11 protein-coding genes are annotated in these 12,937 nt (G+C 66.6%); 6 read left to right on the forward strand and 5 right to left on the reverse strand.

The window, feature by feature from the left end; genetic code table 11:
* The first annotated feature begins 69 nt into the window (after window positions 1–69).
* The 6 genes from WBB07_RS19275 to mgtE all read left to right on the forward strand — a co-directional run bounded on the left by WBB07_RS19275 (window position 70) and on the right by mgtE (window position 8,255).
* Window positions 70–1,875 carry an N-acetylglutaminylglutamine amidotransferase gene (locus WBB07_RS19275; RefSeq protein ID WP_526309996.1) on the forward strand — a complete coding sequence of 602 codons (1,806 nt, stop codon included), beginning with the start codon at window positions 70–72 and terminating at the stop codon, window positions 1,873–1,875.
* Window positions 1,872–3,653, forward strand: coding sequence for an N-acetylglutaminylglutamine synthetase (gene ngg, locus WBB07_RS19280; RefSeq protein WP_526309997.1), 1,782 nt, complete (start codon window positions 1,872–1,874; stop codon window positions 3,651–3,653). The genes WBB07_RS19275 and ngg overlap by 4 nt, the downstream gene beginning before the upstream one ends.
* A 128-nt stretch (window positions 3,654–3,781) precedes the next feature.
* Window positions 3,782–4,783: a Bug family tripartite tricarboxylate transporter substrate binding protein gene (locus WBB07_RS19285; RefSeq protein ID WP_526309998.1), complete on the forward strand. Its 1,002-nt coding sequence runs from the start codon at window positions 3,782–3,784 to the stop codon at window positions 4,781–4,783.
* Window positions 4,780–5,304 (forward strand): tripartite tricarboxylate transporter TctB family protein, encoded by a 525-nt coding sequence (locus WBB07_RS19290; protein WP_526309999.1) that lies wholly within the window; start codon window positions 4,780–4,782, stop codon window positions 5,302–5,304. Before WBB07_RS19285 ends, WBB07_RS19290 begins: the two co-directional genes overlap by 4 nt.
* Window positions 5,304–6,830 carry a tripartite tricarboxylate transporter permease gene (locus tag WBB07_RS19295; protein ID WP_526310000.1) on the forward strand — a complete coding sequence of 509 codons (1,527 nt, stop codon included), beginning with the start codon at window positions 5,304–5,306 and terminating at the stop codon, window positions 6,828–6,830. Before WBB07_RS19290 ends, WBB07_RS19295 begins: the two co-directional genes overlap by 1 nt.
* An 84-nt stretch (window positions 6,831–6,914) precedes the next feature.
* Window positions 6,915–8,255 (forward strand): magnesium transporter, encoded by a 1,341-nt coding sequence (gene mgtE / locus WBB07_RS19300; protein ID WP_526310001.1) that lies wholly within the window; start codon window positions 6,915–6,917, stop codon window positions 8,253–8,255.
* 14 nt (window positions 8,256–8,269) lie between these two features.
* Here the strand turns inward: mgtE and WBB07_RS19305 are convergent, their stop codons facing one another.
* The 5 genes from WBB07_RS19305 to WBB07_RS19325 form a co-directional block, all read right to left on the reverse strand.
* Entirely contained in the window at window positions 8,270–8,836 is a 567-nt protein-coding gene (locus tag WBB07_RS19305; RefSeq protein WP_526310002.1) for an alpha/beta fold hydrolase, read from the reverse strand.
* A 71-nt stretch (window positions 8,837–8,907) separates the two neighbouring features.
* Window positions 8,908–9,573, reverse strand: a complete 666-nt coding sequence (locus WBB07_RS19310; protein ID WP_526310003.1) for a hypothetical protein — start codon at window positions 9,571–9,573, stop codon at window positions 8,908–8,910.
* Window positions 9,574–9,590: 17 nt separating this feature from the next.
* Window positions 9,591–10,451: a type I methionyl aminopeptidase gene (gene map / locus WBB07_RS19315; protein ID WP_526310004.1), complete on the reverse strand. Its 861-nt coding sequence runs from the start codon at window positions 10,449–10,451 to the stop codon at window positions 9,591–9,593.
* A 26-nt stretch (window positions 10,452–10,477) separates the two neighbouring features.
* On the reverse strand, window positions 10,478–11,023 hold the full coding sequence (locus tag WBB07_RS19320; protein ID WP_526310050.1) for a DUF1707 domain-containing protein: 546 nt from the start codon (window positions 11,021–11,023) through the stop codon (window positions 10,478–10,480).
* 66 nt (window positions 11,024–11,089) lie between these two features.
* Window positions 11,090–12,904 (reverse strand): penicillin-binding transpeptidase domain-containing protein, encoded by a 1,815-nt coding sequence (locus WBB07_RS19325; RefSeq protein ID WP_526310005.1) that lies wholly within the window; start codon window positions 12,902–12,904, stop codon window positions 11,090–11,092.
* Window positions 12,905–12,937 lie beyond the last annotated feature (33 nt).

Genomic DNA, 12,937 nt, shown 5'->3' on the forward strand with positions numbered 1-12,937 from the left:
TCGCCGGCTGCCGTCGCGCGGCCACCGCAGAACCGAGAACCGCCGACACCACGAGGTAGGGTCGAACAGGTGTGTGGAGCCACCGGCGAGGTACGCCTCGACGGAAAAACCCCAGATATCAGTGCCGTCGCAGCGATGGCTGAAGTCATGGTCCCCCGCGGGCCGGACTCCTCAGGAGTGTGGTCGCAAGGCAGAGTCGCCCTCGGGCACCGGCGCCTGAAGATCATCGATCTCTCCGAGGCCGGCGCCCAGCCGATGGTCGATTCCGAGCTCGGGTTGACAGTCGCCTGGAACGGTTGCATCTACAACTATGAGGAACTGCGCACCGAGCTGACCGGCCACGGCTATCGGTTCTTCTCCCACAGCGACACCGAGGTGCTCCTCAAGGCCTACCACCGCTGGGGTGACCGCTTCGTCGACCACCTCAAGGGCATGTTCGCCTTTGCCATCGTCGAACGCGACAGCGGCCGGGTGCTGCTCGGACGGGACCGCCTCGGCATCAAACCGCTCTACCTCACCGAAGACGCCCATCGGGTCCGGTTCGCGTCGTCGCTGCCGGCACTGCTGGCCGGTGGCGGTGTGGACACCCGTATCGATCCGATCGCGCTGAATCACTATCTGAGCTTCCACTCGGTGGTGCCACCACCACTGACGATCCTGCGCGGCGTACGCAAGTTGCCCCCGGCGACGCTGCTGGCCATCGAGCCCGACGGCCGACGGGTCACCACCACCTACTGGGCACCGGATTTCTCGCGAGACGCCGAGCGCGCCACCTGGTCGGAGCAAGACTGGGAAGACGCGGTCCTGGAGTCGCTGCGGCTGGCCGTCAAACGCCGCCTGGTCGCCGACGTCCCGGTGGGTTGTCTGCTGTCGGGCGGGGTGGACTCCAGCCTGATCGTCGGGCTGCTCGCGGAGGCCGGACAGCATGGGCTGAAGACCTTTTCGATCGGCTTCGAAGCCGTCAACGGTGTCGCCGGTGACGAGTTCAAGTACTCCGACATCATCGCCGACCGGTTCGACACCGATCACCACCAGATCCGCATCGACACCGCGCGCATGCTGCCGGCGCTCGGTGACGCGATCGGCGCCATGAGTGAACCGATGGTCAGCCACGACTGCGTGGCCTTCTTCCTGCTCAGCCAGGAAGTCGCCAAACACGTCAAGGTGGTGCAGTCCGGCCAGGGCGCCGACGAGGTGTTCGCCGGGTATCACTGGTATCCCCCGATGGGTGAGCCCTCCGCGGCGTCGCTGCAGGGTTCGGTCGCCGCCTACCGCTCGGCATTTTTCGACCGCGACAGCGCGGGGGTCGCAGCCCTGGTCACCGCCGCTTTTGCTGCCGACGGCGATCCCAGCGGGGCATTTGTCACCGAGCATTTCGGCGCGGCGGGAGCGCAGACCGGCGTGGACCGCGCCCTGCGCCTGGACACCACCGTGATGCTTGTCGACGACCCGGTCAAGCGGGTCGACAACATGACCATGGCGTGGGGACTGGAAGGCCGGGTGCCGTTCCTGGACCACGAGCTGGTGGAACTGGCCGCCACCTGTCCACCCGGGCTGAAAACCGCCCACGGCGGCAAGGGTGTCCTCAAACAGGCTGCGCGCAAGGTCATTCCGGCCGATGTCATCGATCGCCCCAAGGGCTACTTCCCGGTGCCGGCACTCACCCACCTCGAGGGCCCCTACCTCGACATGGTGCGTGACGCCCTGTTTGCGCCGGCCGCCAAGGAGCGTGGCCTGTTCCGCCCGGAGGCCGTCGACCGGCTGTTGGCCGACCCGAACGGCAGACTGACACCGTTGCGCGGCAACGAGCTGTGGCAGATCGCGCTGCTGGAGCTCTGGCTGCAGCGCCACGGGATCAGCGGTCCGGCCGCATGAGCGGCATGGCGGGCAGCGAAGTGGGCTCGGACCCGACCGAAGAGATCACCCTCAGCCTGCACGAGGCGTCCCCGCAACACCTCGTCGATGCGATGGCCGACAACGTCGAGATCGAACTCGGTTGGGGTCGACTGATTTTCGGGCAGACCTTCGCCGATCCCGCGGAGCTGGCCGAGGCGCTGCGCCGTGAGGGGCATGGCCGGCGCGACATCTGCATCTACGCCCGAGAGTCGCATGTGCTGGTCGCGCTGGCACCACACGAGTTGTTCATCGATCCCAGCCACACCTACCGGCTGCGCTTCACCGACGACGATCCCGAGCCGCCGACTCCGCCGGTGGGTATCACGGTGCGGACGTTGCGCAGCGTCGCCGACGCCGACGCGATGAACCGGGTGTACGTGCGGTGCGGCATGGTGCCCGCGCCCACCGATCTGATCTGGGACAACCATCAGCACGCCGATGCCGTCGAGTACCTGGTCGCCGTGCGCGACGACGACGACACCGTGATCGGCACCGTGACCGGGGTCGACCACGAACTGTTGTTCTCCGACCCCGAACAGGGTTCCAGTCTGTGGACACTGGCCGTCGACCCCGCCGCCAGCCTGCCCGGAGTGGGACAAGCACTGACCCGCGCGCTGGCGGACATCTTCACCGGCCGCGGCCGCGCCTACATGGATCTGTCGGTCGCCCACGACAACAACGCGGCGATCGGCCTGTACGAGAAACTCGGCTTTCAGCGGGTTCCGGTGCTGGCGATCAAACGCAAGAACGCGATCAACGAACCACTGTTCACCCCGGTCCCGGAAACGGTTGACGACCTGAATCCGTACGCGCGCATCATCGCCGACGAGGCCATGCGGCGCGGGATCCATGTCGAGGTGCTCGACGCCGAGACCGGCGAGATGCGGCTGTCACATGGTGGGCGCAGTGTGGTGACGCGGGAGTCGTTGTCCGAGTACACCTCTGCCGTGGCGATGAGCCGCTGCGACGACAAGCGGTTGACCCGGCGGATCGTCGGCGAGGCGGGTGTCGTCGTACCCCGCGGCCGGCTGGCCACGTTCGACGAAGGCGACCACGAGTTCCTGGCCGAGGTCGGCGATGTTGTCGTGAAACCGACCCGGGGCGAGCAGGGTAAAGGCATCACCGTCGGGGTGTCGGGGCGTGACGAGCTCGACGCCGCGCTGGCCTGGGCCCGCGAGCAGCATCCCGAGGTGCTGATCGAAGCGCGTGCCGCCGGGGATGATCTGCGGCTTGTTGTCATCGACGGCAAGGTCGTCGCCGCCGCCATCCGCAAGCCCGCCGAGATCATCGGCACCGGCAAGCACACCATCGGCGAGCTCATCGAAACTCAGAGCCGGCGCCGCTCGGCGGCCACCGGGGGCGAGTCCCGCATTCCGATCGACGCGATCACCGAGTCGACAGTGGCCGAGGCCGGCCATTCGTTCGAAGATGTGCTGCCCGAGGGCGTGCGGTTACGGGTGCGCCGCACCGCGAACCTGCACCAGGGCGGCACGATTCACGACGTGACCTCCGATGTGCACCCGGAGCTGTGCCGGGTGGCGGTGACCGCGGCCGCCGCGATCGGCATCCCCGTCACCGGCATCGATCTGCTGGTCCCGGATGTGACCACCGAGGAGTACGTGTTCATCGAGGCCAATGAGCGCCCCGGACTGGCCAATCACGAGCCGCAGCCGACCGCGGCCGCCTTTGTCGACTTCTTGTTCCCGGGACAGCCGGGTCTGCCACAAGCCTGGAAACCCCAACTCGCGCCGGAGTGAGCGCCTTCGCGCAGCACACTCCCGGACTGGCGACCAGAAGCTACACAACTTCCATTGAGAACGAAATAGTGACAGCGGTCACAGAATGCTGTGAGTATGGGCACAAGTAACTGAGAGAAGGGAAGGTTGTGCGCATACCATCGGTCCTCCGGTGGGCCATCGGACTCATCTGTGTTGTTGTCCTGGTCGTCGCGGCCGGCATCGACGCCAATCGCAGCGGTTCCGGCGCCGATGCCCGCGCCAAGCTCACCCTGATCGCACCTGCCGCAGCGGGCGGCGGCTGGGATCTGGTCGCCCGCGAGTCCCAACAGGCACTCCGAACCGACGGGATCGTCAACAACGTCCGAGTCATCAACGTCCCCGGAGCCGGCGGCACCATCGGGCTGAGCCAGATGTCGCGGCTCACCGGCGATGCCACCACCATGATGGTCACCGGAACAGTGATGCTCGGCGGCATCATCCGTAACGACTCCCCGATCGACCTGTCCGACATGACACCGGTGGCGCGGCTCGCCGAAGACTTCGAAGTCATTGTGGTGCCTGCTGATTCGCCGTTCCAGACCATCGACGAGCTGATCACGGCGTGGCGTGCGGATCCCGCCGCGTTACCCATCGGCGGCGGCTCGGCCGGCGGCATCGACCACATGATCGCCGCTCAACTGGCTCGTGCCGCCGATATCGACCCGGGGTTGATCCGGTATGCGGCCTATGCCGGCGGCGGCGAACTCACCATCAATCTGCTCTCCACCGCCCCGGGCACCCCCGGCGTCGGCATCAGCGGATACAACGATTTCCGCGACATGCTCAGCGAGGGACGGCTGCGTCCCCTCATGGTGGTGGCCCCGCAGCGGTTGGACGGACTCGACGCCCCCACCGCCGAGGAGGTCGGCTACCCCACCGTCGACCTGGTGAACTGGCGTGGCTACATCGCCCCCGCCGGTCTGGACGCCGAACAACAGCAAGAGCTGATCGACATCGTCGCCGAGATGACCGAGACCGAACACTGGCGCAGCGCGGTCGAACGCAATCGCTGGCAGGAGGCATTCCTGTCCGGCGACGAATTCGGGGCCTTCCTCGAGGAGGAACAACAACGCGTGACAACCCTGCTGACCGAACTGGGGCTGGCATGACCACCACTGACCGAGACCTTGACACCGGATCCGGGGAACCGCCTGCACCGCAGCGGTTCTGGGCCGGCCGCAGCGCTCTGGTGATGCCGGGGTTCCTGATCCTGCTCGGCATCTTCCTCAGTTACGGGATCGCCACCATGGAGGTCGCCGACGACTCGGAAGTCTTTGGCCCGAAGGCTTTTCCCTCCATCACCGCCGGTCTGTGTTTTGTGGTGGCCGCGCTGCTGACGGTCAGCATCCTGCGCAATCCGGAGACGACGGATGACACGGGCGACGCGGGCAGCAACTGGCGGGCCACCACGATCACCGTCGGTTCATTTGTGGCCTTTGCGGTGCTTCTGGTGCCCGCCGGCTGGATCATCGCCGGCGCCGTCGTGTTCTGGGGAGTGACAATCGGTCTGGGCAGTACCCGGTACTTCCTCAATCTCCTGATCGGCCTGGCGGCCTCGTCGATCGTGCAACTGGTCTTCAGCGGGATGCTCGAACTGAACCTCCCTCCCGGAATCATGGGGCTCTTCTGATGGATTCGATAATCGGTCTGATCGGGGGGTTCGGCGCTGTCCTGACCCCCACCAACTTGATGTACGTGCTGATCGGCGCCGTGATCGGCACGGCCGTCGGAGTGCTGCCCGGTCTCGGTTCGGCCATGGCAGTGGCCCTGTTGCTGCCCATCACCTTCACCCTCGATCCGCTGGCGGCGCTGGTGATGTTCGCCGGGATCTACTTCGGCGGGCTCTTCGGTGACGCCATCGCCGGCATCCTGATGAACACGCCGGGCAATTCGACGGCCATCGCCGGTTCCATCGAGGGACATCGGATGGCACGGCGCGGTCGCGGCGCCCAAGCACTGGCGACCTCGGCGATGGGGGCGTTCATCGGCGGCATGATCGCCACCATCCTGGTCGTTTTCTTCGCCCCCAAGCTGGCCGACCTGGCCACCAGTTTCGGCCCCGGCGAGTACTTTGCACTGGCGGTGTTCGCCTTCATCGCCACCTCGGCGGTGGTCTCGGAATCGGCGATCAAGGGCATTGCGGCCCTGCTGATCGGTCTGGTGTTGGCCATGATCGGCACCGACGAGGTCAGCGGTTCCCAGCGCTTCACCTTCGGCAATGTCGCACTGCTCGACGGGGTGAGCATCGTGGTGATCACCGTGGCGATGCTCGCTGTCGGCGAGGTGATCTTCGTGGCGTCCCGGATCGGGCGCCCCGACGACCGCAGCTTCACTCCGACGATCGGGCGCCCGTTCCTGTCCCGTGCGGAGTACCGGGAGGCGCTGCCGGCCTGGTTGCGGGGCACCGGTTTCGGGGTTCCGTTCGGTGTCATCCCGGCCGGTGGCGCGGAGGTGCCGACGTTTTTGGCCTATGGGGCCGAGAAACGTCTGGACGCCCGCCGCACCGACCCGCAGTTCGGCAAGGGCGCCATCCGCGGGGTGGCCGCCCCCGAAGCCGCGGGCAATGCCACCGCGGGTACCGCCATGGGAGCGCTTCTGGCACTGGGCCTTCCGACGTCGGCGACCGCCGCCATGCTCCTTGCCGCGTTCCAGCAGTACGGCATCCAGCCCGGCCCGTTGTTGTTCAGCCGCAACGCCGAACTCGTCTGGGCGCTGCTGGCCAGCCTCATCATCGGCATGGTGGTGCTGCTGATCCTCAATCTTCCGTTTGCCCCGCTGTGGGCCAAGCTGCTGCTGATCCCGAAGGAGTATCTCTACGCGGGTATCGGGATGCTTGCCTGTTTCGGGGTGTACGCGGCCAGCGCGGCCATGGTGGACGTGATCTTCATGCTCGGCCTCGGTGTTGTCGGGTTCGTGATGCGCCGCTACGGCGTACCGATCGCACCGGTGCTCATCGCAGTGATCCTCGGGCCGCTGGCCGAGTCGTCACTGCGCGCGGCGATGAACAACTCCCAGAACAATCCGCTCACGCTGATCAGCACACCGATCACCATCACCCTGTACACGCTGCTGCTGGGCGTCATCGCCATCAGCGTCTACAACAAGTTGAGAATCCGGAAGGACGTGGATCGCTCCCAGAGCGACCTGAGGGTGTGATCTCCGACAAAAATTCAATCAGGCCGAACAACCGGCCCGGACAGCAATTCTGACGACAACCCCGGTGGCCCCTAGGGTGGGCGGGTGAGCAATGTCGAAGACTTCAGGGTGATCGAACGGGCGATCAACGACATGGACTTGTCGGAGCTCACCTCGGCGGTGCGCCCGATGCCGTCATCTCAGATCGTCGAGGTCCTGGGCCGCCTGGATTCGAAGCGGCGGGCGGTGCTCTACCGGTTGCTGTCCAAGGACCAGGCGCTGGAAGTCTTCGAAAATCTCGATCCCGCCCTGCAGAGCGATCTGGTGGGCGCCCTGCAAGAAGACGATGTGGCCGCGCTGTTCGCCGACCTCGACCCGGATGATCGGGTGGAGCTGCTCGACGAGCTGCCCGCCACCGTGGCGCGCCGGCTCATGCAGGCACTGCCACCCGGCGAACGGGATCTGACCGCCGTTGTCCTGGGTTACCCGCAGGGCTCGATCGGCCGGCGGATGAGCCCTGAGTTTGTTGCCGTCCGCCCCGATATGCCCAGTTCGGAGGCGTTGCGCCGGGTCCAGGCACATCTCGACGACGCCGAAACCGTCTACACGCTGCCGGTCACCGACAGCCAACGACGGCTGGTCGGCATCGTCAGCTTGCGGGACCTGATGAAAGCACCGGCGGAGACCACTGTCGGGGAGCTGATGCAGCGGCCGCACAGCGCCCGGGCCACCGACGACGCGGAAGAGTCGGCACGTCGCTGCGCCGACCTCAAACTCCTGGCCCTGCCCATCGGTGACAACGAGAACAGGCTGGTCGGCATCCTCACCGTCGATGATGCGCTGTCGATCCTCGAGGATGCCGACTCCGAGGACCAGGCCCGTATCGGTGGCGCCGAACCACTTCGCCGTCCCTACTTCAGCGCCCCCGTCTCGGATCTGGTCCGCTCCCGGGTGGTGTGGCTGCTGGTCCTGGCGGTCGGCGCCACCCTGACCGTCCAGGTTCTGGAGGTGTTCGAGGCCACCTTGGCGGAGGTGGTGACGCTGGCACTGTTCGTGCCGCTGTTGATCGGCACCGGCGGCAACACCGGCAACCAGGCCGCGACGACGGTGACCCGCGCGCTGGCACTCGGCGACGTCCTACCGCGTGACCTGGGCAAAGTGCTGTTCCGGGAGTTCCGGGTCGGCCTGTCCCTCGGGATCCTGCTCGGATCGTTGGCTTTTGTGGTGACCAGCCTGATCTACGGCATCGACATCGGTACCGTGATCGGGTTGACGTTCCTGAGCCTGTGCACGATGGCGGCCACCGTCGGCGGCGCGATGCCGCTGTTGGCCCGAGCCATCCGCGCCGACCCGGCCGTGTTCTCCAACCCGTTCATCTCGACGTTTGTCGATGCGACCGGCCTGCTGATCTACTTCGTGATCGCCAAGGCCGTGCTCGGGATCTGAGTGCCCGACCGCGGCTACCAGGTACTGGAGCGCAGCACGATCTCGGCGGCCAATTGTGCCGTCGATTCCTGGGCGTTGCGGCGGGTCAGCATGTCGACCAACCGGAATTCGCCGTACACATAACGCTGGCTGGCCCGCGCCGCTGTCCGCGCCGCCGACGAGCTGACCAGCGCGGTGGTGTTCATCTCGACCGCAGGGCAGTCCTCGTCCCGGATCACACCGGAGGCGTCGGGTGCGCGCGGATGGCCACGATCGATCACCACCAGACCGGTGAAACGGTCCAGCCGCGATGCGGCCAACTCCCAGGCCAGCTCGGCTCCGGCACGATCCCCCACCACCACAGCCCATTTCACGCCGACGACGTCGAGGACTCCGAGAGCGGACTTCGGGCTCAGCCTGGCGTCGTAGCCGAGGACCACCGTGCGAAGGTTGGCGGTGTGCAGGCGCTCGCACACCGCGTCGTAGGCCGCGGTCGCCTGCCCGGCAGCACCGAGGAGTACCACGACCGGACCCCGGTCAGGGCCGGAGATGTCCACTGGGATGGGGAAACCATCGACAGTCGGAATCATTGTCGCTGGCATTGCGCCACGCTACAGGGATTCCCGTCGGCGGCGGGCAGTTTCGCTGTGGTCGAAATTTCTCTCTGAGCGAATCAGCGTGATTCGATCCGCTCGGCCTGTTGGGCGACAACATCCAAGAAGGTCTGCGGCAAGGTGGCTTCGACACTGATATCGGGACTCGCCACGGGCAGGCTCAGTCCGTACATGGCCATCGGCCCGATATTGGCAAAAGCCATGTACATGCTGTTCTCGACGCCATTGAGATTCATGGTCTGCTGGTAGACGAGGACCCCGTCCTCGGCGGGCAGCTTGGTGGTGACCATCGGAATGCCGGGCGAGGCCGGGTCGAAGAAGGTCTTGAAGGTCTCGCAGCGGGCCGCCGTCTGCGCCAACGCCTCGAGATCCAGATTCCACGACAGCACCGTCATCACCATGCGGGCCCCGTCGTACCCGGCGCTGTACTGCACCGCGCTGCCGGGACCTCGTTCGGCGGACCCGGCGATGACGTTGGTCAGGCCGTCGGAGCAGCCGGGTGGCTTCGACAGCATCGCCGGCGGGCCGCCGGCACCATCGGGCTGACCGGGGCTGAAGGTGATCCGGTCATAGCGCACCCCCGGCGGGAAGTCCCCAGCGGTCAGCACCACCTTCTCCAGGGTCTCCCCTGGCCAGGTCGGCGAGCCCGGGATGACGGTGCTGCACGCCGACAGGACGGCGACAACCAGTCCGAGAGACGCCAGAACCGCGCTGCGGCGAGTCACCGCTCCCAGGTTACCGGTCAGGACGCCGAAGTCAGGATGTCTGCACCGTCTTGGGTGACCACCAGAGTGTGTTCGAACTGCGCCGTCCAGCGCTTGTCCTTGGTGGCCACGGTCCAGCCGTCCGGCCAGATCTCGTAGTCCAGTGAACCCAGGTTGATCATCGGTTCGATGGTGAACGTCATCCCCGGTTCCAGCACGGTGTCCACCGACGGCTGGTCATAGTGCAGCACCACCAGTCCGTTGTGGAAGGTCTCCCCGATACCGTGGCCGGTGAAATCTCGAACCACGTTGTACCCGAAGCGGTTTGCGTAGGACTCGATGACCCGCCCGACGATCGAGAGTTGACGGCCCGGTTTGACCGCCTTGATCGCCCGCATGGTCGCCTCCCGGGTGCGCTCCACGAGCAGCCGATGCTCCTCGGAGACATCGCCGGCCAGGAAGGTCGCATTGGTGTCACCGTGAACGCCGTCGAAGTACGCCGTGACATCGATGTTGACGATGTCACCGTCTTCGATGACCGTCGAATCCGGGATGCCGTGGCAGATGATCTCGTTGAGCGACGTGCAGCAGGACTTGGGAAAACCCTTGTAGCCGAGCGTCGACGGGTAGGCACCGTGGTCGAGCATGTATTCGTGCGCCACCCGGTCCAGATGATCGGTGGTGACCCCGGGAGCGACGGCATCGCCTGCTGCGGCGAGAGCGTCGGCGGCGATCCGTCCGGCCACCCGCATCTTCTCGATCACCTCGGGTGTCTGAACCCAGGGTTCGGACCCTTCCTTGACCGTGGATTTCCAGGCGTACTCGGGCCGCGGAATCGACTTGGGCACCGGCAGTGTCGGAGACACCTCACCGGAACGGAGCGCGGTGCGAACAGGCATCCCGCCAGCGTAGTCAACCTCCGGGGTCAGCGGTGCAGCCAGCCCTTTCGGGGCCCTCGGATGTCGACGCCACCACACACCACCCTGCCGGTGAGGATGACGTGCGGCGTGCCTTCCGCGGGTGCGTCCTTGCGGCGGTCGTGGGCGCTGCCGACGATCACCTCGACGTCGTCGATGGACGCGCTGGCCCCGTCGGGAAGCCGCAGGTCAAGGCTGCCCACCCGTAGATCGAGTTCGATGACAACGATCGGTCCGGCAAACTTGGCCCGGGTCAGGTCCAGATCCACCGATCCCATTCGGCGCACCAGCGCCAATCGGGTCGGCACCGCCCACTCACCGTGGCGCTTCAGCGAGCCGAGCACCCCCCGGAGTTCCACCCGGTCGGCGGCCGAGGTGACGATGGCCCCGGGGCCCGGCAGGTCCCCGACCAGGACATCGAGCTCGGATTGCATCCTGGCGGCCGACACCTGCGCCGACCGCTCTTCGAACTCGCCGATATCGAGCAGCCCCAGCGCAACGGCGTTGTGCAGGCGCCTCAAGGTCCCGTTGCGGTCTGCGTCAGAGACGCGCATCGCGGCGGTGTGTTCGTCGAGTCCGGTCAATGGCAGTACTCCCACACCAAAACACGGTACCGCGCTTCAGGCCAGGTAGTCAGGCGGCAGACTGTCGAGCATCTGCTTGGTCATCCGCACCGCGTATTCGGAGCTGCCGCCTCCGACGATCAGCGAGGCGAATGCCATGTCGCCGCGGTAGCCGGCGAACCATGAATGGGAACCACCCTCGAATTCCGCCTCGCCTGTCTTGCCGTAGATCACACCTGTGCCGGCCAGGTCCTTGGCGGTGCCGTTGGTGACGACCAGTCGCATCATCGAGCGCAGCCCCTCGAGCAACTCCGGCCTGATCGGCCGCTGATCGCCGGTCACCGTGGTGTCGTGGCCGACGATCAGGTGCGGCACCGGCGTCGTCCCGGAAGCCACCGTGGCCGCCACCATCGCCATGCCGAACGGGCTGGCCAACACCTTGCCCTGACCGAACCCGTCCTCGATGCGCTCGGTGAGGTTCACGGTCGGAGGTACCGAGCCCGTGAAGGTGGTCAGACCTTCGATCTTGTAATCCTGGCCCAAGCCGTACTGGGCGGCCGCGACGGTGAGACCGTCGCGCGGCATCCGGCTGGCCAACTCGGCGAAGGTGGTGTTGCAGGAGCTGGCGAACGCCCGCGAGAGCGGCACCACCCCGAGGTCGAATCCGCCGTAGTTGGGCACCACGCGGTGGCCGATCTCCGCGACTCCCGGGCAGCCCAGCAGGGTGTTCGGGGACGCCATGTCACGGTCCATCGCGGCGCCGGCCGTCACGATCTTGAACGTGGATCCGGGTGGGTAGAGGCCGGTGGTGGCCACGGGTCCGTCGGCGTCGGCGGCGGCGTTCTGGGCGACGGCGAGGATCTCCCCGGTCGACGGTTTGACCACCACCAGCATTGCTTTGCGCCCCTGGCCGTTGACCGCGTTCTGGGCGGCGGTCTGCACGGCCCGGTCCAGCGTGATCGAGATCGAAGGTGCCGGGGACGGGGCCACCTCGTTGAAGACGTCGACGTCCGCACCGTTCTGGTTGACGCTGACCACCCGCCAGCCGGCGTCACCGTCGAGTTCGTCGATGACGGCGCGCTTGACCTCGTTGATGATGACCGGCGCGAACTGTGGATCGGTGGGCAGCAGGTCTGCCTGCGGTGTGATGGTCACGCCGGGGAGTTCGCCGAGCAGTGGCGCGACGCGGTCGTCGTCGTCCTTGCGCAGCGTGATCAGGCTCAGGGCCCCTGGGGTGGAGCTGGCCTGCTCGGCCAACCGTTGCGGGTCGATGGCGGGGATGAAGGGCCGCAGCACATCAGCGACCACCCGCGACGTGGACATCAGCTGGCGGCCGGCCTGGGCGGCATCGAGTTGGTAGTGGTAGAGATTGCCCGGCACCAACACATCGGTGCCCCCCAGTTCGTTCACCGAGGCGCGCCGCGGCGGGTCTGCGCGCAGCTGCAGGGACTGGTTCTCCCCCAGCTTGGGATGCAAACCCGTTGCTGCCCAACGGACTTCCCACTGCCCTTCATCTCGGACCATGTTGAGTTGGCCGTCGTAGGTCCAGGTGCGGTCTTTGGGCAGGTGCCAGGTGTAGCGGAAGTTCACGCTGCCGATGTCCTCGGTGAACTTCGCGCCGGTGACCTGTGCGTCGAGATGTCGGGCTTGCAGGCCGCTCCAGGCGGCGTTCAGCGCGCTGCGCGCTTCCTCGGGTTTGTCGGTGAACTGCGCCGCCGAGGAGGTGTCGCCGGTGGCCAGCGCCGCGAAGAACCGCTCAGCGGCGGGTCCGGGCCCGTCGGGGCGCGGCGTGCACGCCGACAGACCCACGGCGAGTCCGGCAACCGCCACCGTTGCCGTTACGCGAGTTACTAGTGATGCATTCGTGACCATTGGGGCTGATGTTAGAACCGTGCCGCGGGCCCG

The organism is Mycobacterium sp., assembly GCF_049647605.1.
Lineage (GTDB): Bacteria > Actinomycetota > Actinomycetes > Mycobacteriales > Mycobacteriaceae > Mycobacterium.